Annotated in this window: 27 protein-coding genes; 20 read left to right on the forward strand and 7 right to left on the reverse strand. The window is 34.6% G+C overall.

The window, feature by feature from the left end:
- Positions 1–112 precede the first annotated feature (112 nt).
- From MHB70_RS08915 to MHB70_RS08925, 3 genes are all read left to right on the forward strand, one after another.
- A complete protein-coding gene (locus tag MHB70_RS08915; protein WP_000106367.1) occupies positions 113–556 on the forward strand; it encodes a Dps family protein in 444 nt (147 codons plus the stop codon).
- Positions 557–661: 105 nt separating this feature from the next.
- Entirely contained in the window at positions 662–1,117 is a 456-nt protein-coding gene (locus MHB70_RS08920; RefSeq protein ID WP_000488204.1) for a DUF3939 domain-containing protein, read from the forward strand.
- Between the two features lie 264 nt (positions 1,118–1,381).
- Positions 1,382–2,326, forward strand: a complete 945-nt coding sequence (locus MHB70_RS08925) for an alpha/beta hydrolase (RefSeq protein ID WP_000798330.1) — start codon at positions 1,382–1,384, stop codon at positions 2,324–2,326.
- Between the two features lie 45 nt (positions 2,327–2,371).
- Here MHB70_RS08925 and MHB70_RS08930 read toward each other — a convergent pair whose 3' ends face one another.
- On the reverse strand, positions 2,372–3,373 hold the full coding sequence (locus MHB70_RS08930) for an LLM class flavin-dependent oxidoreductase (RefSeq protein ID WP_000594073.1): 1,002 nt from the start codon (positions 3,371–3,373) through the stop codon (positions 2,372–2,374).
- A gap of 104 nt (positions 3,374–3,477) precedes the next feature.
- Entirely contained in the window at positions 3,478–3,669 is a 192-nt protein-coding gene (locus tag MHB70_RS08935) for a DUF3896 family protein (RefSeq protein WP_000810136.1), read from the reverse strand.
- 324 nt (positions 3,670–3,993) lie between these two features.
- Here MHB70_RS08935 and MHB70_RS08940 point away from each other — a divergent pair, with 324 nt between their 5' ends.
- Together MHB70_RS08940 and MHB70_RS08945 are read left to right on the forward strand one after the other, a co-directional pair.
- The gene (locus tag MHB70_RS08940) at positions 3,994–5,457 is read left to right on the forward strand and encodes a flavin monoamine oxidase family protein (RefSeq protein WP_061529897.1); all 1,464 of its coding nucleotides are present in this window, start codon (positions 3,994–3,996) and stop codon (positions 5,455–5,457) included.
- Positions 5,458–5,541: 84 nt separating this feature from the next.
- Positions 5,542–6,126, forward strand: a complete 585-nt coding sequence (locus MHB70_RS08945) for a GNAT family N-acetyltransferase (protein ID WP_061529898.1) — start codon at positions 5,542–5,544, stop codon at positions 6,124–6,126.
- 23 nt (positions 6,127–6,149) lie between these two features.
- Here MHB70_RS08945 and MHB70_RS08950 read toward each other — a convergent pair whose 3' ends face one another.
- Entirely contained in the window at positions 6,150–7,052 is a 903-nt protein-coding gene (locus MHB70_RS08950) for an aldo/keto reductase (RefSeq protein WP_000442807.1), read from the reverse strand.
- Between the two features lie 165 nt (positions 7,053–7,217).
- Here MHB70_RS08950 and MHB70_RS08955 point away from each other — a divergent pair, with 165 nt between their 5' ends.
- Entirely contained in the window at positions 7,218–8,168 is a 951-nt protein-coding gene (locus MHB70_RS08955; protein WP_000613433.1) for a CobW family GTP-binding protein, read from the forward strand.
- 136 nt (positions 8,169–8,304) lie between these two features.
- Here the strand turns inward: MHB70_RS08955 and MHB70_RS08960 are convergent, their stop codons facing one another.
- Together MHB70_RS08960 and MHB70_RS08965 are read right to left on the reverse strand one after the other, a co-directional pair.
- Positions 8,305–8,775, reverse strand: a complete 471-nt coding sequence (locus MHB70_RS08960; protein ID WP_001048673.1) for a GNAT family N-acetyltransferase — start codon at positions 8,773–8,775, stop codon at positions 8,305–8,307.
- Between the two features lie 137 nt (positions 8,776–8,912).
- Positions 8,913–9,863 (reverse strand): metal ABC transporter substrate-binding protein, encoded by a 951-nt coding sequence (locus MHB70_RS08965; protein ID WP_001126163.1) that lies wholly within the window; start codon positions 9,861–9,863, stop codon positions 8,913–8,915.
- Between the two features lie 264 nt (positions 9,864–10,127).
- Between MHB70_RS08965 and MHB70_RS08970 the strand changes: the two genes are divergently transcribed.
- Together MHB70_RS08970 and MHB70_RS08975 are read left to right on the forward strand one after the other, a co-directional pair.
- Positions 10,128–10,277, forward strand: a complete 150-nt coding sequence (locus MHB70_RS08970; protein WP_000540935.1) for a hypothetical protein — start codon at positions 10,128–10,130, stop codon at positions 10,275–10,277.
- Between the two features lie 116 nt (positions 10,278–10,393).
- A complete protein-coding gene (locus MHB70_RS08975; RefSeq protein WP_001042745.1) occupies positions 10,394–11,053 on the forward strand; it encodes an oxidoreductase in 660 nt (219 codons plus the stop codon).
- A 29-nt stretch (positions 11,054–11,082) separates the two neighbouring features.
- Here the strand turns inward: MHB70_RS08975 and namA are convergent, their stop codons facing one another.
- Positions 11,083–12,120 carry an NADPH dehydrogenase NamA gene (gene namA, locus MHB70_RS08980; RefSeq protein WP_000555707.1) on the reverse strand — a complete coding sequence of 346 codons (1,038 nt, stop codon included), beginning with the start codon at positions 12,118–12,120 and terminating at the stop codon, positions 11,083–11,085.
- Positions 12,121–12,253: 133 nt separating this feature from the next.
- Between namA and MHB70_RS08985 the strand changes: the two genes are divergently transcribed.
- The 6 genes from MHB70_RS08985 to MHB70_RS09010 all read left to right on the forward strand — a co-directional run bounded on the left by MHB70_RS08985 (position 12,254) and on the right by MHB70_RS09010 (position 17,123).
- The gene (locus tag MHB70_RS08985) at positions 12,254–12,706 is read left to right on the forward strand and encodes a methylated-DNA--[protein]-cysteine S-methyltransferase (protein ID WP_000283917.1); all 453 of its coding nucleotides are present in this window, start codon (positions 12,254–12,256) and stop codon (positions 12,704–12,706) included.
- Positions 12,707–12,731: 25 nt separating this feature from the next.
- The gene (locus MHB70_RS08990) at positions 12,732–13,730 is read left to right on the forward strand and encodes a DUF2628 domain-containing protein (RefSeq protein ID WP_000388939.1); all 999 of its coding nucleotides are present in this window, start codon (positions 12,732–12,734) and stop codon (positions 13,728–13,730) included.
- Between the two features lie 71 nt (positions 13,731–13,801).
- Complete coding sequence (locus tag MHB70_RS08995) at positions 13,802–15,463, forward strand: peptide ABC transporter substrate-binding protein (RefSeq protein ID WP_000824261.1); 1,662 nt, start codon at positions 13,802–13,804, stop codon at positions 15,461–15,463.
- A 59-nt stretch (positions 15,464–15,522) separates the two neighbouring features.
- Positions 15,523–15,939: a FosBx1 family fosfomycin resistance bacillithiol transferase gene (fosB, locus tag MHB70_RS09000; protein ID WP_000911701.1), complete on the forward strand. Its 417-nt coding sequence runs from the start codon at positions 15,523–15,525 to the stop codon at positions 15,937–15,939.
- A 13-nt stretch (positions 15,940–15,952) separates the two neighbouring features.
- A complete protein-coding gene (locus MHB70_RS09005; protein ID WP_000543132.1) occupies positions 15,953–16,495 on the forward strand; it encodes a short-chain dehydrogenase in 543 nt (180 codons plus the stop codon).
- A gap of 16 nt (positions 16,496–16,511) precedes the next feature.
- Entirely contained in the window at positions 16,512–17,123 is a 612-nt protein-coding gene (locus tag MHB70_RS09010; RefSeq protein WP_000859190.1) for a phosphoserine phosphatase 1, read from the forward strand.
- Positions 17,124–17,169: 46 nt separating this feature from the next.
- On the opposite strand, the gene exsB is transcribed toward MHB70_RS09010, so the two are convergent.
- Entirely contained in the window at positions 17,170–17,751 is a 582-nt protein-coding gene (gene exsB, locus MHB70_RS09015) for an exosporium protein ExsB (protein WP_000817491.1), read from the reverse strand.
- A gap of 181 nt (positions 17,752–17,932) precedes the next feature.
- On the opposite strand from exsB, the gene cotH reads away from it, so the two are divergent.
- The 6 genes from cotH (at position 17,933) to MHB70_RS09045 (ending at position 24,135) form a co-directional block, all read left to right on the forward strand.
- Positions 17,933–19,009 (forward strand): spore coat protein CotH, encoded by a 1,077-nt coding sequence (gene cotH, locus MHB70_RS09020; RefSeq protein WP_000938007.1) that lies wholly within the window; start codon positions 17,933–17,935, stop codon positions 19,007–19,009.
- A gap of 104 nt (positions 19,010–19,113) precedes the next feature.
- Positions 19,114–19,731, forward strand: coding sequence for an NUDIX hydrolase N-terminal domain-containing protein (locus MHB70_RS09025; RefSeq protein WP_000153580.1), 618 nt, complete (start codon positions 19,114–19,116; stop codon positions 19,729–19,731).
- A gap of 104 nt (positions 19,732–19,835) precedes the next feature.
- Positions 19,836–20,438: a DedA family protein gene (locus MHB70_RS09030; protein WP_000880689.1), complete on the forward strand. Its 603-nt coding sequence runs from the start codon at positions 19,836–19,838 to the stop codon at positions 20,436–20,438.
- Between the two features lie 96 nt (positions 20,439–20,534).
- Positions 20,535–21,914 (forward strand): putative polysaccharide biosynthesis protein, encoded by a 1,380-nt coding sequence (locus tag MHB70_RS09035; protein WP_002038509.1) that lies wholly within the window; start codon positions 20,535–20,537, stop codon positions 21,912–21,914.
- 184 nt (positions 21,915–22,098) lie between these two features.
- The gene (locus MHB70_RS09040; RefSeq protein WP_000933700.1) at positions 22,099–23,040 is read left to right on the forward strand and encodes a magnesium transporter CorA family protein; all 942 of its coding nucleotides are present in this window, start codon (positions 22,099–22,101) and stop codon (positions 23,038–23,040) included.
- 198 nt (positions 23,041–23,238) lie between these two features.
- Positions 23,239–24,135, forward strand: a complete 897-nt coding sequence (locus MHB70_RS09045; protein ID WP_000418718.1) for a permease — start codon at positions 23,239–23,241, stop codon at positions 24,133–24,135.
- Position 24,136: the final 1 nt, after the last annotated feature.

A 24,136-nucleotide genomic window follows, 5' to 3' on the forward strand; every position in this document is an offset into this window, starting at 1 on the left:
TAAAACTTTGTTACATATGAGCCAATCATTCGAAAGGGTAGGAAATGTATGGTAAAATGTAATTAGGTTATTAAAAGATAAGCATTACAAAACGATAAGAGGAGTGGATTGTATGAGTACGAATACAAATGTTGTTGAAGTATTAAACAAGCAGGTAGCAAACTGGAATGTGTTATATGTGAAACTACATAATTATCACTGGTATGTGACAGGACCACACTTCTTTACATTACATGAGAAATTTGAAGAGTTTTATAATGAAGCAGGGACGTATATTGATGAGTTAGCAGAACGTATTTTGGCGTTAGAAGGTAAACCGTTAGCGACAATGAAAGAATATCTTGCAACATCTAGTGTCAGTGAGGGGACAAGCAAGGAATCAGCTGAGGAAATGGTGCAAACTTTAGTGAATGATTACTCTGCACTTATTCAAGAATTAAAAGAAGGTATGGAAGTTGCTGGTGAAGCTGGCGATGAAACATCAGCTGATATGTTACTAGCGATTCACACGACATTAGAACAGCATGTATGGATGCTAAGTGCATTCTTAAAATAAAAATAAATATATTTTGAAAAATTCATTGAAAAATTTTTTCAATGGATTTTTTGTGATTTTTCAGTTTTCTTTTATGCTATAATATAGTAAAAGGGAGGCGATGCAATGTTTCGCTTTTTCAGAACTGGAAAAGAAGAACGGGAAATTACGAAAGATGAATTAGAACAAGCGATGGCTAAGTTTCTAGAAACAAATGCTAATATCGTATATACAGTATTAGTAAATGATGATTATACAGTAAATTATGATTTGTTAAAGCCGTATTTGCCTGTATTTCCGACAAATGTTTTTCTTATTACGAAGGAAACGCTTGAGGTATTTGAACATACAGAAGAAAATTTAAACCTAGTTAAAGAAATTGATATCGTACAAAAGGCAGTAGATCAATATGTAACAGAAAAAGAAATGTTTCCAATTGTTGAGGGTAGTGAAGATCGCCTTATATGTGGAATGAAGCTAGGGCCGTACTTAAATCGTCTATTAAAAAGAGACTTATATATTTCAGAAAAACATTATTTAGTTTCAAGTAAACCGGATAGAAAAAAACAAAAGAGCGGGTAGATGTAAAAAACAACAATAATATATTGTTGTCTTTTTTTGGTTAAAAATATATTGACTATTCTGTCTATTTAGTTTTATACTACACGTATTGGATAGGAAGAGGTGATGTAATATGCGTATACATACGGTAATTATTAAATATCATTCTGAGGATCAAGTATGGTTAGGTTGAGTTATTGAATATAACAATGTACATACCATGATCAAAGGATGATATACAAGTTCGAGAAATAAATATTATAAACGGTTTCGGGGGATTGGTATATGAAAAATAGTATGACTTACATCCAGTTATTAAATGAAACGTTACGTTGTTATGCAAATAAAGGAAGTTTTGAAGCGTATACGTATATAATGGAACATGCTAAAGGTGTAATAGGTAATGAGGCACAAATATATAATTTTAAATATGCACTAGCAAGTGCAGCAGGACTTGAAGAAGAAGCTTTGCATGTAATGAAGGAAGCTATTATAGAGAATGGATTTTGGTATGGAAATGAATATTTAATTTCCGACGACGATTTAAAACCACTACATAAGTTTGAAGAGTTTCATAAAATGGTTCAATTATGTAAAGAAAGAGAAGAAGTAGCAAAGAAAACAGAACGAGCAGATGTGAAATATATTTACAGCGAGGAAAAGGGAAATCTACTAGTTACAATGCATGGTGATCAAGAAAATATAGGAATAATAGAACCATATTGGAAATCAGTTATTACACAAGATTATACGTTAGCGTTACCACAGTCTTCGCAAATTCAATTTTCAGATGGGTTTGTTTGGGATGATATACATAGAGGGAAAGAAGAATTAAAAGAGCATTACGATAAATTTATAGAGAATCATACAGTAGAAAATGTAATAATAGGTGGTTTTTCTGCTGGAGCAAGAGTAGCTTTACTTACGATTTTACAAAAAGATATAGATGTAGATGGTTTTATTTTTATGGCACCGTGGCTTCCAGAGATTGAAGAATGGAATGAGTTGCTGGAAGTACTACAGGATAAACATATAAAGGGATATATAGTATGCGGGGATCAAGATGAAGATTGTTTCGAATGCACGCAGCAATTTGTACGATTATTAAGAGATAAGAATATAGAACATAAGTATAAAATTGTGCCTAACTTAAATCATGATTATCCTAATCATTTTGATGAGTTATTAAAAGAAGCTATTGAATATATAGGAAGTAAAAACAATAAGTAGTAAGAAAGGGAGATGCATCGTCGTTGATGTATCTCCCTTTTACAATTATAAATTAAAAGCATTTGCTAGTAAGCGATAAGAATTTAATTTATGTTCAAATTGATGAGTAATCGTGATAACCATAAATTCGTCAGTATTGTACGCTTTACTTAAATTTACTATTTTTTCTTTCACAGAAGTCGGATCACCTACGATCATACGTTGACGATTTTCTTTTATACGGAATAAATCATACGCACTGTATGAATAATTTTGAGCAGTTTCGATAGAAGGTGTACCAGTTGTTCGTTTTCCTTGCTCTAGTAATAAGATTGATAAATCTAAACTAGAAGCAATTTTTTCTGCCTCTTCATTTGTTTCTCCGCAAATAACAAAAATCGCGACAATTGATTTTGGTTTATCTCCTAAATAGGAAGGTTGAAATTGTTCCTGGTAAGCCCTCATAACTTCTGGGCCTCCGAAGCCATTAATAAATTGTGCAAATGCAAAAGAAGCTCCGTTGTGCGCCGCAATTTTAGCGCTCTCTCCGCTAGAACCGAGCATCCACATTTCAGGTGATGTTGGAATAACTGGAGTAGCCTTTAAATTTGCATAATGATGATTTTCTGGTACTTGATCATGTAAATACATTGCAACATCTGCAACTTGTTCTGGGTATTGATCAAGTGAGACCATTTTTCCTTCTTGTAGTGCACGAGTTGCTATTGGCATACCACCAGGTGCTCTACCAACACCAAGGTCGATGCGGTTTGGATAAAGTGCTTCTAAAACGCGGAAATTCTCGGCAACTTTATATGGGCTATAATGCGGTAACATAACACCACCCGAACCAACTCTAATATGTCCCGTTTTCGCTGCAATATGAGAAATAAGTATTTCTGGACTTGAACCAGCTAAGCTTACGGAATTATGATGCTCGGATACCCAAAAACGTGTGAATCCGAGTTTTTCTACTTCTTGTGCAAGCGTAACTGTATGTGAAATAGCTTGGGTTGCTGTGCTACCATCTGAAATAGGTGATTGGTCTAATACACTTAATTTGATCATAGAATATACCTCTCAATCTTAATGTACATCCTATTATATATTTACTTACGAAAAATGCGTAATGAAATGCTCAAAATGAAAAGCGGATAATATTATATCCGCTTTCAACGAGAAAATCCCCGTTCATAATGATTCATTTCGACTAAGTTTAAAATATATTCATAGTTGTCAATTTCATGTTTTAGCTGTTCACGTTCTTTTTCAGATAGTCTCTTATTGCTAAGTTTTTTACATAAGTTTTGTTTCTTTAATTCTAGATGTTTTTTTGTAGCGTCGTAATCATAAATCTGTTTCATTTTCAACCACTCCTTCGTTGAGTTGCTATATTATACGAAGCATAAAGAAATGTGAGATCTGTCTCTTATGTACTTTTAGTGAATATTCAAATTGCAATGGTGTTATGTTTATGGGGATTTATGAATAAAATGCACTAAACCACTAATGCGCATTTTATCCCGCATTAACGGGCAGTAAAACTCCCACCTCAAAATTGGGCTGGAGCAATGAAGTTAGGTGGGAGATTAACTGCCCATAAAAGCCCGATTGGTTCAACTAATAATCAGTGGGGGAAGAACACCCCACTGATTATAGTTTCACTTTATGAAGTAAGGGGTGGAATTGTGCAGAAAGACTTAATGTATAACACTAAGATGGATGAAACGTTACAAGTTATAAATAAGGGATTGAATAAGACGACACGTCCGAAACAAATTATTGTAGTAGGGGCAGGCATGGCTGGATTAGTTTCGGCATCTTTATTAAAGGCTGCAGGACATGAAGTGAAGATTTTTGAAGCAAACAATCGTGTAGGCGGCCGCATAGAGACAGTTAGAATGGAAGGTACCGGATTATATTTAGATGTTGGGGCGATGAGAATTCCATATTCGCACACGTTAACGATGGCATATATAAGAAAGTTTGGGTTACAGGTGAGTCCGTTTATTAATAGGAATGAGACAGATATCATCTACGTAAATGGTCGGAAAACGACATTAAAACAATATGAAAAAGATCCAAGTATTTTAAGATATCCTGTGGAAATGAATGAAGTTGGGAAAACGTCTGAGGAACTATTATTGTTAGCGGTACAGCCCATTATAAATTTTATAAAAAAGAACCCAGAGAAAAATTGGGATGTTGTAGTAAAGGATTTTGGAAGATACTCTACAGGACAATTTTTAAAGTACCATCCTTATCAATATAATACGTATTTTTCACCAATAACGATTGAGATGATTGGTGTTTTATTAGATTTAGAAGGTTTTTTAGAAAGGTCATTCGTTGAGACGTTACGTTTTTTATACATTATGCAAGAGGAGAGCGGATTTTGTGAAATAATAGGTGGAAACGATAGATTACCAAAATCTTTTTTACCGCAATTAGAAGAAAATATTATTTATAATCAAAAATTAATGAAGCTACATCAACACGATAACGGTGTGACAGCTTTCTATCGAAACGAGGAAACTTTTGAATATAGTAGTATTACAGGGGATTTAGTTATTGTTACAATTCCGTTTTCGACAATGCGTTTTGTGGAAGTAGATCCATTTGACTCTATATCTCATGAAAAGTGGAAAGCAATTCGTGAATTGCATTATATGCCTGCGACGAAAATAGGCATTCAATTTAAAAGTCGATTTTGGGAAGAACAAGGGCAATTAGGTGGCAGAATTATAACAGATTTGCCAATTCGTTACGCCTATTATCCAAGCCATGGAATTGGACAGAAAGGACCAGCTATGATGTTAGGAAGCTATACATGGTCTTATGATGCGTTGCTATGGGATGGGTTATCGAAGGGTGATCGTATTTATTACACATTACACAACTTAGCAACGATATTAGGTGGTCAAGTATATGATGAATTTATGTCTGGAATATCAAAAAGTTGGACATTGGATCCATATGCACTTGGAGGATTTGCTCTTTTTCAAGCCGGTCAAGAATCTGAGCTACAACCAGCGATTGTAAAGCCAGAGGGGAAAATATTCTTTGCTGGAGATCATACAACGTTATATCACGGATGGATTCAAGGTGCGATTGAGTCTGGAGTTCGTGTAGCGGTGGAAGTGAATGAGTAAAAAGTTTTTAATTCAGAAAATTCTTTACTGTATAACTTGAGATGGATATTATTATATATAAAAGAAAAATAGGGAGTGTTTACAGTGAAACCGTTATTATTCGATTTTTCTTCTGAATTTTATACTGACAGGCTTTTTATTCGAATGCCGAAACCAGGAGATGGTAAAGTTGTATACGATGCAATTCAAGCTTCAATACAAGAACTAAAACCTTGGATGGTGTTTGCACAAAAAGAGCAAACAGAGCAAGAAGTAGAAGAAAGTATTAGAAAATCACATATTCAATTTTTGCAACGTGAGGATTTAAGGTTACTAGTATTTTCGAAAGAAACAGGTGAATTTATTGCATCTGCCGGATTACATCGTATTAATTGGGATATACCTCAATTTGAAATCGGATATTGGATTGATTCGAGATTTAGTGGAAAAGGCTATATGGTAGAGGCTGCGAAAGGTATAACGGATTATGCTTTTTCTGAACTGAAAGCAAACCGCGTAGAAATTCGTTGTGATGCTCTAAATAAAAAGAGTAGAGCGATACCTGAGAAATTAGGTTTTAAATTAGAGGGTATTTTAGAAAGTGCCAGTGTTGCGGTAGATGAAAATGGATTAAGGGACATGTGTGTATTTGCAATGACTAGAAATACATATGAAAAAGAAGAGCTGTAAAGAAACAGCTCTTCTTTTTCATATTATGGTACAGGATGACCGTTAGAGCTTTCAAAAATTGTAAACCATTGTTGACGATCTAAGTTAACTTTTGTAGCAAGAGCGGCCGTTTTTATACGATCTAATTTCCCAGAGCCAACGATTGGCATCATGTTAGCTGGATGAGCAAGTAGCCATGCATACATAACCGTATCGATGCTAGTAACACCTAGCTCATTAGCAACTTTTTGTACAGTTTCACGTACACGTACTGCACGTTCAGTTTGACCGGTAAAGATTTCGCCACCAGCAAGAGGTGACCAAATCATTGGATTGATTCGTTTTTCTTGGCATAAATTAATCGTACCTTTTTCAAAGTGCTCAAGCTGCAGCGCAGATACCTCGATTTGATTTGTAATGAGCGGGAAATCTAAATATGAACTTAACATATGAAACTGTGAAGGTAAAAAGTTAGATACACCGAAGTGACGAACCTTTCCTTCTTGTTTTAAGCGTGAGAACGCTTCTGCCACTTCATTTGGATCCATAAATGGATCAGGACGATGGATGAGTAATACATCAATATAATCTGTATGTAAGTTTTGTAATGAATCCTCCGCGCTCTTTATGATATGTTCAGTACTTGTATTGTAGTGAGCAACATATCGCTCTGGAAATTTTGGTGATGGGGGAGCGATTCCACACTTGGTAACAATTTGCATGTTTTCTCGTAAGGAAGGCTTTAGTTGTAAAGCTTCTCCAAACAGCCCTTCACACGTATATCCGCCATAAATATCAGCGTGATCGAAAGTAGTAATCCCCATATCCATGCATTCTTCAATGAAAGAAAGTAACTCTTGTTTCGTCATATTCCATTCTGCTAAACGCCAAAATCCTTGAATAATACGAGAAAATTCTAGTGTTTCGGCCATTTGAACTCGTTCCATTATAAGTACCCCCTTGATGTATGATTATTATTTTGAAAAGGCTTTCTTACTACATATTATTATATAGTTTGAGGAGCGTACAAACAATAAATATGTTTTGCTACAAAAACGATTTTCTCTATATGCTATAATGTAGACACATATAGCTATAAGGAGATGTAAGGGATGATTCCAGTAACAATATTAACTGGTTTTCTTGGATCAGGGAAAACGACTTTATTAAATCGTATTTTATCAGAAAATCACGGTAAGAAATTAGCGGTGATTGTAAATGAAATAGGACAAATTGGTATCGATAATCAGTTGATTATGAATGTTGAAGAAGAAATTATGGAAATGACTAACGGTTGTCTATGCTGTACTGTACGTGAAGATTTACTCGTTGCGTTAAAACAATTACTGGACGTAAAAGCAGAAGGGAAAATGGACTTTGAAGGCTTAGTAATTGAAACAACAGGTCTTGCAAATCCAGGCCCGATTATTCAAACATTTTTTTTAGATCCTGTTATTCAATCTGCATACCAAATTAATGGCGTTGTAACTGTAGTAGATAGTTACCATATACATAAACATTTTGAAAAGGGACTAGAAGCAAAGGAACAAATTGCATTTGCTGATGTAGTGTTGGTGAATAAATTAGATTTAATTGAAGAAAGTGAAAAGGAAAATCTTTTGCATGAACTGCAAGGTATTAACCCCACTGCAAAGTTAATCGAGGCAACTAACTGTGAGGTAGATATACCATCATTATTACAAATTCAAACGTTTAAAACGAAAGATACGTTACAAATTTATCCTCATAAAGAGCATAATCATTTAGAAGGTGTAAAATCATTTGTACTACGTGAAGAGCGTCCGTTAGATTTACAAAAACTAAATGAGTGGATGTCAGCTGTCGTGCAAGAGCTAGGGGAGTATTTATATCGTTATAAAGGGATTTTATCTATCGATGGAGTAGATAAACGTATCGTGTTCCAAGGTGTACATACATTATTTGCTGCTTCGTATGATAGAGAGTGGCAAGAGGGTGAAAAGCGAGTAAGTGAAGTCGTATTTATCGGTAAAGATATTAATAAAGAATGGTTCCAAGAACATTTTGGGGAGTGTGTGAAATAAGTCTGCGTCAACTGCAGGCTTATTTTTATATGAGCATTCTATTGAGATTGTACTAGATTTCAATAACGAAACACATAAGGGAAAGAAACGGAAAATAGAAAATAACATTGATAAATATATAATAACAAGCCTGTTTTCACAGGCTTGTGTTTTCGTTTATTAGTAACTCCATTACAACACCTACAACTGGACCCTCATCATCAATATCCCCGTTTAAATGGAAACCAAATGATTCATATAGGCCCATGGCAAGTTTGTTGCCCGGATGTAAACTTAAGTAAATTATTTTACATGTAAATTGTTGTTGTAAAAATTGAATGAGTAAGCGAAGGAAACGCTTTGCGTATCCTTTTCCTTGATGTTGTTGGTCAATCATAAAACGATCTAACCAGATGCTTTCGTGTTTTTTTGAATACCAACCGTACATTGCGTATCCAACAAGTGTTTCTCCATCATATAAACCTACTGACGTCCCGTTTCCTTCATATAATGATTCTGCTAAAGAAAACGCATTACTTTCAATAAATTGCTGCTGGTTTTTTGCGACGTTTAAAGCAGCTACTGAACGCCAATTTTTTGCTGTTACTTCACAAATGTGAAGATTCATAATTCCAACTCACCTTCTAAAAGAGTATAGCTTAAAGCTAATATGGATAATTTTACTTGTTATTTTGGTCAAGTCAAGGATACATACATAAAAAGGCAGCTGAACAATAGATTCAGCTGCTTAGAAAATATAGTAAATTAGTTTGTTGCTTCTTTCAATGTGTTTACGTTTTCTTCCATTAAAGTAAAGTAATCTTTATTGTTCTTCGCATCATCTTCAGAAATAGTAGCAAGGTGATTTAAGCGTAAAACTGTTGTACCAGTTTCTTTTTGAATAACTGATGCGACTTTTGGCGTAGAGAAAGTTTCAAATAAAATATATTTTAGACCGTGTTCTTTTACTGTTTTTGTAATGTCAGCAAGCTCTTTTTGAGATGGCTCATCAGAAGCTGAAATTCCGGCGATAGGAATCTGTTTTAAACCATAGCGTTGTTCCCAATAACCATAAGCAGCATGAGAAACTAAAATTTCTTTCGTTTTCGCATTTGCTACAGCAGCTTTAAATTGATCGTCTAAATCGGTAAATTTAGTTTGAAGTGCTGCAAAGTTTTTCTCGAATTCTTGTTTATGGTCAGGTTGTAATTCCACAAGAGCATTTTTGATTTTTTCAGCTTGTTTCATCGCAAGAGTAGGGTCTATCCAAACATGCGGGTCTTTATCATGATGGTGATCATCTTCTTTATGACCATCTCCGTGATCGTGATGTTCTTCTTCAGAAGAAGCACGAAGTTTAATTCCTTTTGATGCATTTACAATTTTAACATTTTCTTTTTGTAATGTTTTTTCCATCTTCTCAGCAAATGGTTCTAATTCAGCACCGTTATAAACGAATAAATCGGCTTTTGCAACTTGTACTGTTTGTTTTTGACTCGGTTCAAATGTATGTGAATCGGCACCAGGAGGGTAAATTGCTTCTACTGTTACATAGTCGCCACCAATTTTTTTTGCGAAATCTGCAAGAGGGAAGATGGTTGTATAAACAGTTAGCTTTCCATCTTTCTTGGCAGTACCTTCTTTTTTATTTGAGCAGCCAGTAAAAATTAAAGTGAAAATAAGTAAGAATGAAAATATAGTCAATCTTTTAGGCATGAAGTTCTCCTCTTTTCTTTTTTTACGGATATATCTTCAATTATAGAAGAAAAATATCATTTTAATACAAAACGGAATAATTACGTTTTAGTTTGCGAACTTAGTATAATACATCTTTCATAAAGTTGCAATAAATAATAATCATTACGATTTGATTTTGTTATAAAGTTGTCAAATATAGATGTATTATTTTTGTGAATGCATGCATATGTGACAACGCTGCTTTCATATATTTGAAAGGAAGGTGAAGAGGGGGATGAGCGCTTGGGATATTTAATGGAAGCTATCTTATTGATATTAGCGGTAGTATTGCCATTATCTTTCGTTTTAATCTTTTTAAGACGCTTAATAAGTAATTTAGGGAATGCATCAACGATAACGAAATTACCAGAGAAAGAAAAGAAAAAAGAGTAAGTAAAGCACTATGCATACGCATAGTGCTTTACTTATGGTAAAATAAAAAGAAGGAAACTCCTAAAAGTTGCATGTCACTGAAGGAGAGAAAAGTAAAATAAGAGGTATATGCATATATGAATAAGCGAACAGCGTTAGTACTTGGTGCAAGTGGTTTAGTTGGACAAGAGATAACGCGTCTATTACTTGAATCAGATTACTACGATTCGGTTACTATTTTTGTAAGAGAACCAATGCAATGGCAACATGAGAAGTTACAGCAGAAGAAAGTAGATTATTCGGCATTAGAAGAATATAAAGAATTTTTTGCAGTAGATGATGTTTTTAGTTGTCTAGGAACAACAATAAAAAAAGCAAAAACAAAGGCGAATTTCAAAAAAGTAGATTATGAATATACGTTACGAGCTGCTTGTTTAGCTGAAAAGCAAGGGGTGCAAAACTTCCTTGTTGTGTCTTCGATGGGAGCAAATCCTAAATCATTTTTCTTTTATTCACAAGTAAAAGGGAAAATGGAAGAGGAATTGCAAAAGTTAGTGATTGGTGGTATTCATATTTTTAGGCCGTCTTTATTAGTTGGAAATCGACAAGAGTTTCGTTTTGGTGAACGAATGGCTGAAAAGTTAACTCGAATTATTCCTTTTATATTTAAAGGGGCTTTCAAAAAGTATAAACCAATTTCAGCTAAAGATGTGGCGAAAGGGATGTATATAACTGCGCTGCGAGAAGAATCTGGTCTCCACATTTATAATTCAAATGAAATTACAACGATAGAATAAATAAAACCGAGAAGAATGGCTTCTCGGTTTTATTTATTCATATTGATTTTCCCAGGAGCCCGCTTATATTGATACGGTTCTTGCAATTCAAAACCAAGTTCATTTGCGGCTATTCTTGGGAAGTACGGATTGCGAAGTAACTCACGTCCGATAAAAATTAAATCTGCTTCGTTATTATTTAATATTTGCTCTGCCTGTGCCCCAGTCGTAATCAATCCAACTGCCCCAGTTGCAATGTTAGCATGTTCTTTAATATGTTTAGCATATTGTACTTGGTAACCAGGATAAACATCAATATGTGTCGGTACAACTGCACCAGAACTACAATCGATTAAATCTACTCCTTGTTCTTTCATCCATTTTGAATACCGAACGTAATCTTGAACGGTTAGCCCGTCAGGATGATAATCATTTGCTGAAATACGAACAAATAACGGTCCGTCCCAAACTTCATTTATAGATTCGATGATTTCACGTAAGAAACGATAGCGGTTTTCAGATGAACCGCCATATTCATCCGTTCGTTTATTGGAAAGTGGAGAAAGAAATTCGTTAATTAGATAACCGTGAGCGCCATGTATTTCAATAACGTCAAATCCAGCTTGTTTTGAACGCAGTGCAGCCTTCTGAAAAGCTAGTGCGGTGTCTTTAATTTGCTCTTTACTCATTTCCAGTGGTATTTTCATTGTTTCATTAAATGGAATTGCTGAAGGTGCTAACGCATCTGTTTCTAACTCAGCTTTTCTTCCGGCGTGAGCGAGTTGAATGGCAGCTTTTGCACCATTATCATGTATAAAAGTTGTCGCTGTATGTAATCCTTCAATTAGACTGTCGTCCCAAATACCTAAATCTTTGTTAGAAATGCGACCTTCAGGTAACACAGCTGTTGCTTCAATCATAACTAAACCGACTTGACCGGCAGCCCTAGTTCCATAATGAACGAGGTGGAAATTCGTTACTTTTCCATCCTCATTTTCCGAAGAATACATACACATAGGCGACATGACGATACGGTTTTTTAGTGTAACATCCTTAATTGTGTAGGGTGAAAAAAGTTTGGAATGCATCAAATAGCCTCCTTGATTGAATTTTCTTATATTTTACCATTCTCTTTTTTGTTTCTCTAATAAAACGCTTATACGAAAAATTTTGTCTATTCGTGTTACAATGACTAATATGAACTGAATTGGAGGATGACATATGTACCAGGCTTATTATAAAAGTGAATTAGGTTTGCTAGAAATTACAGCGAACGAAGAAGGCATTACGTCTGTTATATTTGTTGATGAACGACAAGAAGAAAATACAAATGAAATGATAGATCAATGTATAAATGAGCTAGATGAATATTTTAAAGGAAAAAGAAAAGAGTTTACTGTACCACTGTCTGCAGAGGGAACATCATTTCAAAAAAATGTATGGGATGCGCTCTACACTATTCCTTATGGCGTAAGTGCTTCATATTTAGATATTGCGGAGAAGGTTGGTAATACGAAAGCTGTACGAGCAATAGGAGGAGCAAACAGTCGTAATCCCATTTCAATTATCGTTCCGTGTCACCGTGTAATAGGAAAGAGTGGAAAGCTTGTAGGGTATGCGGGTGGTTTATGGAGGAAAGAGTGGCTGTTAAAACACGAAGGTATTTTGAAATGAAGTATGAATGGAAAGAGGGATTGTTTTGGAATGTATAAATTGTGGGCAACCTTGTGCGAATGAACAGTTAAATTGTGCAAACTGTCAGCAAAAACTGCATAATAAACAAGGTGAAGGAAGCTCGCTAATAGACAAAGAATTAGAAGAATATGTAGGGAGACAATATCCGTACTACAAAAAAAAATGGGAGCTTGAAAATAAGCGAATTGCAAAATGGAGCTGGAATGGTTGGGCTGCTATTTTTAATGTAGGTTGGCTTGGCTATCGTAAGTATTATTTACCTGCTGCACTATTTATACTGTTATTAGTAGTGTGTGATGCGTTTTCATATTATATGGGCTTCAACGTAGCATTGCCAATCATTAATATGGTGCCTCTTACGTTTTTATTACTCGTTTTTATCTTATTCGGGCTAGGGATTTTTGCGAATGGATTATATTATCAATTTGCAGAAAGACGTATATACCGCATAAAGGCACGTGAAATTAAAGATGAATCGGTTGAAAATTATCTCATTCGTGATAGTGGAGGAACGAGTAAAATGGGAGCAACGATCGTTACAATGTTAGCAGTTGCTAGTATTTTGTTCAGTCATTTCTTTTTCCCAACTGATCAGGATATTATTCAAAAAGTTCGTACAAGCTCGCTTTATGAATATCCAGTCTTTTCAATTGGTGAATCGTTCGAAAATTATTTTCAAAATTCAGGATGGATATACTATCGTGGAACGGAAGGATTAGAATTAGTAGAATTTCAGGGGGAGAGTCCTGAGATGCCAAGGAAAAAGGTGACAATTCAATTTATTGTTGATTATAAATTGGGAGAAGTGGAACCATATTCACTTACGATTAACGGTGAATCTAAAAATGAAGAAGAGTTTTTGAAAATAATGGAGGAAATATTTAAAGTTCAAAATCCATTTGATATAGAGGATGGCTTACAAGTAAATACTATTCAACAAAGCGGAGGGAAAGCAATTTCTGACCGCTTTTTTTCTTTTTATGAAAATAAATATTTAAAATAATCAGAATCTTTTGTATAATAAAATATATTATACAAGTTTTAACTTATACATATAGATTGGGGGAAGGAAGAATGAAAAGAAAGACAACAACAATTGCTGCACTTGCGTTATCGACTAGTGTACTGGTTGCGGGATGTGGGAATGGGGAGAAGGCTTCGACAACGAAGAAAGAATCAAGTAAGGGAATGGCAGATAAACAAGTTTTAAATTTGCTAGAAACAGCTGAAATTCCTTCAATGGATACATCTAAATCAACAGATTCTGTATCTTTCCGTGTATTTGTAAATGCAATGGAAGGATTATATCGTCTAGATAAAGATAATAAACCAACTCCAGGTATGGCCAAAGATGTGAAGATTAGTGAAGATAAAAAGACATATACATTTGAATTACGTGATGCAAAATGGTCAAATGGTGATCCAGTTCGAGCGCAAGATTTTGTATATGCATGGCAACGTACATTAGATAAAGCAATAGCAGCAGAATATGCATTTATTTTATTTGATGTGAAAAATGCACAGAAAGTAAATAAAGGAGAAGTACCGTCGGATCAATTAGGTGTTAAAGCGAAGGATGATAAAACGTTGGTAGTAGAATTAGAGCAACCAGCACCTTATTTCCTTGAGCTTACTTCGTTCCCTACATTCTTCCCATTAAATGAAAAGTATGTAAAAGAACAAGGGGATAAATACGGATTAGAAGCAGATAAATTATTGTACAATGGACCATTTACAATGAGTGAATGGAAACATGAACAAAGTTACCAGTTAAAGAAAAACCCAAATTATTGGGATAAAGATGCTGTAAAATTACAAGAAATTAATGTGGGTATAGTAAAAGAGACAAGTACTGGGGTAAATTTATATGATAGTGATCAAGCAGACCGTGTCATTTTAAGTTCTGAGTTTGTAGACAAATATAAAAAGAATAAACCAGATGAATTTAAAACGAAGCTAGACCCACGTATGTATTTCCTACGTTTTAATCAAAAAAATGCAACGTTTAAAAATCAAAAGGTTCGTGAGGCGATTGATTTAGCGTACGATAAAAAAGGAATTGCGGATGTAATTTTGAATGATGGATCATTGCCAGCGTATTTCTTAGTACCTGAAAAGTTTACGACAGGACCAGATGGAAAAGACTTCCGTACTGTAAATAAAAATTTCCGTGACAGTAAAGATAATGCTGCGAAAGCAAAAAAACTGTGGGAAGAAGCGAAGAAAGAACTTGGTCAAGATACAATTACAGTAGAATTACTAAATGATGATAACGGTAGTCGTAAAAAAGTGGGCGACTTTATTAAAGAAGAATTAGAGAAAAACTTACCAGGTATTAAAGTGAATTTGAAGCAACAACCATATAAGCAGAAGTTAGATTTAGAAAAGAAATTTCAATATGAATTCTCATTATCTGCATGGAGTCCAGATTATCCAGACCCAATGACATATATTGATATGTTCGTTACTGGAAGTTCATTTAATGAAATGGATTATTCAAATCCGAAGTATGATGATTTAGTAGCGAAATCAAAAGGAGAACTACTAAAAGATGACGCAGCACGCTGGAAAGCACTTGCAGAAGCTGAAAAAATCTTAATTGGTCAAGATGTTGCAATCTCTCCTACGTACCAACAAAGTACAGCTTACTTAGAGAAGACGTATGTAAATGGTATTGCTAACCATACGTTCGGTGGCGACTTCAGTTATAAATGGGCATATATTACAAAAAAATAGTATAATAAAAGATGAGTGAATTTTCGCTCATCTTTTGTTTGTTTAAGGAGGAACGTGGAGTGTTGAAAGGAATCAATCATCTTTGTTTTTCAGTATCAAATTTAGAAAACTCTATTCTGTTTTATGAAAGAGTGCTAGAAGGAGAACTATTAGTTAAAGGGAGAAAACTTGCATATTTCAATATATGTGGAGTATGGATAGCACTGAACGAAGAGGCACATATTCCAAGAAAGGAGATTCATCAATCTTATACGCACCTCGCATTTTCTGTTGAACAAAAAGATTTTGAACGCCTGTTACATCGGTTAGAAGAAAATAATGTTCATATTTTACAAGGAAGAGAACGTAATGTGAGAGATTGTGAGTCTATATATTTTGTTGATCCTGACGGTCACAAGTTCGAGTTTCATTCAGGGACACTGCAAGACCGTCTAAATTATTATAGGGAAGAAAAACCACATATGACATTTTACTAGGGAGGAAGAGCATTTGCATGCACTTGTAATCGGGGGAACAGGGATGTTAAAGAAAGTTTCTATGTGGCTTTGTGAGCAAGGATTCCATGTTTCTATTATTGGACGAGATGAAGTGAAATTAGAATATGTGAAGCGAGCAAGCTCTGCACCAGAAAATATCACATGCCTTCCGTTAGATTATCATAATAATGACGAAGTAAAGATAGCTATTAAAGGTACAATTGAGAGAAATGGTCCCATAACATTAGTTGTGGCATGGATACATTCAAGTGCAAAGTATGCGTTATCACTCATTTGTAAGGAGATAGAATTTTCGTCAGAGACATACAGTTTATTTCATATTTTAGGCAGTAAAGCATCGCGTATGAATGCAGGGAAAATAGGTGGTACGCTTTGCCTGTATCATAGAATTATATTAGGTTTTATTTTAGAAGATACATTCGGAAGGTGGCTTACTCATCAAGAAATATCAGATGGAGTAATTAATGGGATTGAAAGTAATTGCAATGAATGGATTGTGGGGCAAATAGAACCATGGGAATTACGACCAAATTGATAAGGGGGAATGGGAAATGAAAACAACTGTATATGTAACAAGGCACGGTGAAACAGAATGGAATGTAGCGAAGCGAATGCAAGGACGGAAAAATTCAGCTTTAACTGAAAATGGTATGTTACAAGCGAAACAATTAGGGGAGCGTATGAAGGATTTACCACTCCATGCCATATATAGTAGTCCAAGCGAAAGAACACGTCATACTGCTGAATTGATTAAAGGGGAACGCGATATTCCAATTATAGAAGATGAACGTTTCTATGAAATAAATATGGGGATATGGGAAGGGCAAACAATTGCTGATTTGGAAATGCAATATCCAGAAGAAGTACATTTATTTTGGAATGAACCACATCTTTTTCAGTCAACATCAGGGGAAAACTTTGCGGCCGTTTATAAAAGAGTAATTGAAGGGATACACTTTCTTTTAGAAAAGCATAAAGGAGAAAACATTTTAATAGTTACTCATGCTGCAGCAGCGAAACTACTTGTAGGACATTTTGCAGGTCTTGAAATTGAACATGTATGGGAAGAGCCATTTATGCATAGCGCGAGTCTTAGTGTAATTGAATTTGATGAAGATCTTGGTAAAGTAAAACAATTTGCAGATATAAGTCATTTTCAGTAAACGTAAAAAAGGCCGCAACGCGGCCTTTTTTGGTGGACATAAAAAACTAGCAATTACGTTTTTTATACCAGAAGTGATCGAATTTTTTATTCTTGCAAGAAGAAGACTTGTGTCTGCTATCTTTGCAATCATTCCATTTGTGTCCGTCATCGTGACAGTCTCTACCGTGATCACATGAATCATCGCAAGAGTGACCGTGTCCGTGAGGGAAGAATTCGCATTTTTTACAGAAACTTCGTTTTGTCCAGTAAAATTTCTTTTCAAAGCGTATGCATTTTGTAACGAAAGTACAATGTTTTCTACGAGTACGTTTTGTAACTAAAACGCATTCTTTTCTACGCGTCACTTTCGTAACGAATGTCCATTTTTGAACACGAACACGAGTACATTTCGTAACAAATGTCCATTTTTTTACGTGCGTACATTTTGTAACGAACGTACAATGTTTCACGCGAGTACATCTTGTTCTTGGACATCTACCTCCTGTAGTGCATTTACATCCTGTAGTACATTTATGATGAGAGAATTTATCATCATCGCACTCAAAAGTACTTGGATCTTGATGTAAGAAATCCTCCATCCCAGCACTTTTGATTTCTTCAACAGCTTTTCTAATATCACGTTTCATAGAAATCCTCCTTATCATGTATTAAAGTGAAAAGGTATTCTTTTTCCTTAACATGATATGAGATATGACGACGTTCTGAACAGGACAAGAGTGTAATTTTATATAAATAGATGATAGCGGATGTATGGACAAGACAAGGCGCATACATTGAATGAAGAGAACTGAGAAGGGATGAGAAAACATGCTGCCTTCATATGATTTTTTTGTTCATCCAATGTACTTAGTGGAATTGAAAAAAGATATTTGGTCAGATAGTCCAGTGCCAGCAAAATTAACTTATGGAAAAAAGAAGTATGACATTGATATCGTATACCGGGGTGCTCATATTCGCGAATTTGAGAAAAAGTCTTATCATGTTGTATTTTATAAACCGAAAAAATTTCAAGGCGCGAAAGAGTTTCATTTGAATTCTGAGTTTATGGATCCGTCACTCATACGAAATAAATTATCTTTAGATTTTTTTCATGATATTGGTGTACTTTCGCCAAAATCACAACATGTATTTATAAAAATCAATGGTCAAATTCAAGGTGTATATTTACAGTTAGAATCAGTTGATGAAAATTTTTTGAAAAATAGAGGATTACCGAGTGGTTCTATTTATTATGCGATAGATGATGATGCGAATTTTTCATTAATGAGTGAGCGAGATAAAGATGTTAAGACAGAGCTCTTTGCGGGTTATGAATTTAAATATTCGAATAAAAATAGTGAAGAACAACTAAGTGAATTTGTATTTCAAGCGAATACTTTGTCGAGGGAAGATTATGAAAAAGAAATTGGGAAGTTTCTACATGTAGATAAATATTTACGATGGTTAGCTGGAGTAATTTTCACGCAAAACTTTGACGGTTTCGTTCATAACTATGCACTATACCATAACGATGAGACAAATTTATTTGAAGTTATACCGTGGGATTATGATGCAACTTGGGGGCGAGATGTACAAGGGAGACCGCTTAATCATGAATATATTCGCATTCAAGGGTATAACACGTTAAGTGCAAGATTGTTAGACATACCTGTATTTAGAAAGCAGTATCGAAGTATTTTAGAAGAAATATTAGAAGACCAATTTACAGTTTCGTTTATGAGGCCGAAAGTAGAAGCGTTGTGTGAATTGATTCGTCCATATTTACTACAAGATCCATATATGAAAGAAAAATTAGAAACGTTTGATCAAGAGGCTGATATGATTTATGAATATATAAATAAAAGAAGGAAGTATATACAAGACCACTTACATGAATTGGATTAATTTTGAAAGAGATTGGAACATTATCAATCTCTTTTTTTGTATAATAAAGGTGTACCAAAAAAGTGAAATGATATGTATTTGATAGAGAATGGGGTTGTGTAGAGATGACGATTAAATGGATTGATTGGGTAAAACAAATACAATCTATAGCCCAAGCGGGTTTAACGTATTCTAAAGATGTGTACGATATAGAACGTTTCCAACAATTACGAGACATTTCGATTTCGATGATGTCACATTACACAAAAACAGATTGGGAAGTAGTAGCGAAACTATTTGCAAGTGAGACGGGCTATCAAACACCAAAAGTTGATATACGAGCAGTTGTTTGTCAAAATGAAAAGCTATTATTTGTGAAGGAAAAAAGTGATGGGAAATGGGCATTGCCAGGTGGATGGGCTGATGTTGGTTATACGCCAACAGAAGTAGCAGCAAAAGAGGTTTTCGAAGAGACAGGATATGAAGTAGATCGTTTTAAGCTACTAGCTATATTTGATAAAGAAAAGCATCAACCATCGCCTTCAGCAACGCATGTATATAAGATTTTTATTGGTTGTAATATTGTTGGTGGGGAAAAGAAGGTTAGTATTGAAACAGAAGAAATAGAGTTTTTTGGTGAAGATGAATTGCCGGATTTATCAATTGCTAGAAATACAGAAGAGCAAATTAAAGAAATGTTTGCTTATATGAAAGACCCACAGAAAGAAAAAATAATAGATTAATGCTGCTTGAATTGTACATATTGTTAAAATGAAGATATTGGCAGATTGCAATCTTTATGTGATAATGGGATGGTATGTGAAGAAAAAAGGAGATAGAAAAGAACATGTTAGCAAATATAATAGATCAGTTATTGCAATTTTTTGCAAGCTTAGGGTACTTTGGAGTAGCTCTTGCTTTAATGATTGAAGTAATCCCAAGTGAAATTGTACTTTCGTATGCTGGCTTTTTAGTAGCGGATGGTAAAATTAGTTTTGTGGGGGCAGTTATCGCCGGAACGATTGGTGGTACTTTAGCGCAAATCTTTTTATACTGGCTTGGATACTACGGAGGGCGTCCGGTTGTAGAGAAATATGGGAAATATCTACTTATTAATAAACACCATTTAGACATAGCGGAAGGTTGGTTTAAACGTTACGGAGCAGGCGTAATATTTTCTGCACGCTTTATTCCAGTAGTACGTCATGCGATCTCTATTCCAGCAGGACTAGCTAAGATGCCATTAAAACTATTTACACTTTATACGGTTGTAGCGATTATTCCGTGGTCAATTCTATTTATATACTTAGGTGAAAAACTTGGTGGGAATTGGCGTCATATTAAAGAGTATGCATCTGATTATACACATTACATAATTATAGGAGCTGTGCTCTTTATTGCACTATACTTCGGTTTAAAGTATTTGAAAAAGAAAAAAACAACACGTTAAAGTCAATGATGATTCATTGGCTTTTTTATTTGTTTCGGTTCTAAACAAAAGGAGTTGTCCATAATGTGTAATAATAAAGCGTAGCGGAGGAATGTGATGAAAGGGTCACCGTTTATACGTGGAACGATATTTTTAACGATGGCAACGATGATATCTAAAATGTTAGGGTTTATATATATTATACCATTTACAGCAATGGTTGGTACGAGTGGGTACGTTCTATACGCGTATGCATATCGTCCTTATACGATTATGCTGAGTATAGCGACGATGGGGTTACCGCTCGCTGTTTCAAAGATGGTATCAAAATATGATCAACTAAATGATTATCATACAGTTAAAAGAGTACTAAAGAGTGGTATCGTTTTTATGTTAATAATGGGAGTTGTATCGTGTGTCACACTGTATGTATTAGCCCCGCATTTAGCTGAACTTGTAGTTGATGGAAGTGATCAAACGGGGAATAGTGTAACTGCTGTCGCTACTAACATTCAAATTGTAAGTTTTGCGTTAATACTTGTACCAGTAATGAGTTTATTAAGAGGCTTCTTTCAAGGATTTCAGTCGATGGGCCCTTCTGCATTAAGTGTAGTTGTAGAGCAATTCTTTCGGGTCTTAACTATATTGATAGGAAGTTTTGTCGTATTATATGTTTTAAAAGCTTCTGTATCGCTAGCAGTTGGTATTTCAACGTTTGGTGCTTTCATGGGAGCAATAGGTGGATTAGCTGTTTTAACTGCGTATTATGTAAGAAGGAGAAGGCATTTAAAGAAAAAAGAGATGGCAAGTATACCGCAAACGACGAAATCTTTCTTCTCGTTGTATAAGGAGCTCTTTACATATTCTATTCCTTTCGTCGTGGTTGGTTTAGCTATTCCTTTGTATCAGACTATAGATACATTTACAATTAATAAACTACTTATACAAATTGGATATATGCAAGGAGAAGCGGAAAAAATCAATGCGATTATTGGTCTTGTTCAAATGGTTGTACTTATCCCAGTTTCAGTTGCGACTGCTTTTAGTATGTCTCTCGTTCCAGAGATGACGAAAGCTTATACAGCAGGGAATACGAAGTTACTATATAAACATTTTACAAAGACGAATCTATTAGTAGTAGGGATTACGGTACCAGCGGCGATTGGAATGATGGTGTTAGCAAAACCAATATATACGCTTTTGTTTAGTACGGGGAATGATCCGGAGATAGGGAGTGTTATTCTACAATATTATGCTCCTGCGTGTATACTATTTTCACTCTTTACTGTAACGGCTGCCATGCTGCAAGGAATTAATCAACAACAGAAAACAGTATTAGGTTTAGTAATCGGAATTATTGTAAAGATAATATTAAATATTGTATTGCTTCCGTATTTCGATTATGTAAGTTTTATCATTTCAACTTACGCTGGCTATACGATTTCAGTTGGTTTTAACTTGTGGATGCTTTCTAAATATGTTATAAAGGCAACATAAGCTTTTTAAGGCAGAGAATCCTCTGTCTTTTTCTACGTTTATAATATTTTTCACGTAAAAGCGTTTTCAAAATAATTTTTCTATTGAAATTTAAACGTATGTTTCATATGCTGAGAATGGCGGTTCAAAAACTGTTATGTAAGAGAGGTAGATTCCTACATGTAAAAAGAATCGGGGTGATAGTATGTTAAATATGTATTTAACAGACCGAAACGGAAAACTACAAGAGATTGAGGAAATGCAAAAGGGTTGCTGGATTAATGTACTTCATCCAACTGAAGAAGAAATTCAGTATTTAGTACAAACTTTAAATGTAGACTTAGATTTCATTAAAGACCCTTTGGATGATGAAGAACGCTCTCGTATTGAAAAGGAAGACAATAATACCTTAATCATCGTCGATATTCCGACAGTTAGGCATGATGAAGAGGGGAATTCGATTTATGACACGATTCCAATAGGTATGATTGTAATGCCAGATTGTTTCGTTACAATTTGTTTAGAAGAGAATCCAATTTTTGAACGTTTTATTAATCAACGTATTAAAGAATTTTATACGTTTAAAAAGACACGCTTTGCACTGCAGCTCTTATATACGATTTCTACTTATTATTTAAGATACTTAAAGCAAATAAATCGAAAAACAATCGATTTAGAGCACCAATTAAATAAATCAATGAAAAACAAAGAAATTTTTACATTGTTAGGCCTTGAAAAAAGTTTAGTTTACTTTACAACATCACTAAAGGCTAATAAAATTGTAATTCAAAAATTAATGCGAAACAGTACATTTTTAAAAATGTATGAAGACGATCAAGATCTATTAGAAGATGTATTAATTGAAAATAAACAGGCTATTGAAATGGCGGAAATATATAGTCACATTTTAAGTGGAATGATGAATACATTTAGTTCCGTTATATCAAATAATTTAAATAGTGTTATGAAACTGTTAACGTCTATTACAATTATTTTATCTTTACCAACAATGGTTTCTAGTTTCTTTGGAATGAACGTAAAGGTTCCATTTGAAGGTGAAGCGTATGGTTTTGTAATTGTACTCATTATATGTGTAACTTTATCGTTCACATTGGCATTTGTTTTTTGGAAGAAACGTTACTTTTAACAATAAAAAAGCTGCTCTAGCATAGTTGTAAAACTACGCTAGAGCAGCTTTTTTGCTATGAAATCTCAATTTTGGAATAGAATATAACATGTGAAATGTAATGTGTATGAAGGTTATGAATTCCGTATAAGCCTTGTCCAATTAATAAAATGGGGTTAAAATTACATATTGTTAAAGAAAAGTTGGAGGAAATACATCATGGAATTGTTTCAATTACCGAAAGCATTCCTGCAAATGAATACAATTTTTATCTCAATATTAATCGAGGCACTTCCGTTTGTGCTAATTGGTGTATTTATTTCAGGATTCATTCAAATGTTTGTGACAGAAGATATGGTGGCAAAATGGATGCCGAAGAACCGATTTCTGTCAGTTTTATTAGCTACTTTTTTAGGCATGATGTTTCCAGGATGTGAATGTGGAATTGTTCCGATTGTAAGACGGTTAATCGGAAAAGGCGTTCCGCCATACGCAGGGATTGCATTTATGTTAACTGGACCGATTATTAATCCGGTTGTACTATTTGCTACATATGTCGCTTTTGGAAGTAGTATGCACATGGTATGGTATCGTTCTATTGTAGCGATTATCGTAGCAATTATCGTTGGAATTATATTATCATTTATGTTTAAAGAACATCAATTACGAGACGATCACTTCCCAGAAGTGAATCATAAGCGTCCGTTACGTAAAAAAATGTGGGAGGTATGTACGCACGCAGTTGAGGAATTCTTCTCAATGGGAAAATACTTAGTACTAGGTGCGTTAATTGCAGCAGCGGTTCAAACGTTTGTACAAACTTCAACACTTCTTGCTATCGGACAAGGGCCGTTTTCTTCATCAGCTGTAATGATGGGACTTGCCTTTATATTATCACTTTGTTCAGAAGCAGATGCATTTATTGCTTCGTCATTCCAAAGTACATTTTCAACAGCATCACTCGTCGCGTTTCTCGTATATGGACCGATGGTGGATATTAAAAATATGTTTATGATGCTTGCGACATTTAAAACAAAATTTGTAATTGTCGTTACAGTTACAGTTACTCTTGTTGTTTATGCAAGCTCACTACTCATTTATGCGATGGGGTGGTAGG

This window comes from Bacillus sp. FSL M7-1020, assembly GCF_038050415.1.
GTDB lineage: Bacteria > Bacillota > Bacilli > Bacillales > Bacillaceae_G > Bacillus_A > Bacillus_A toyonensis.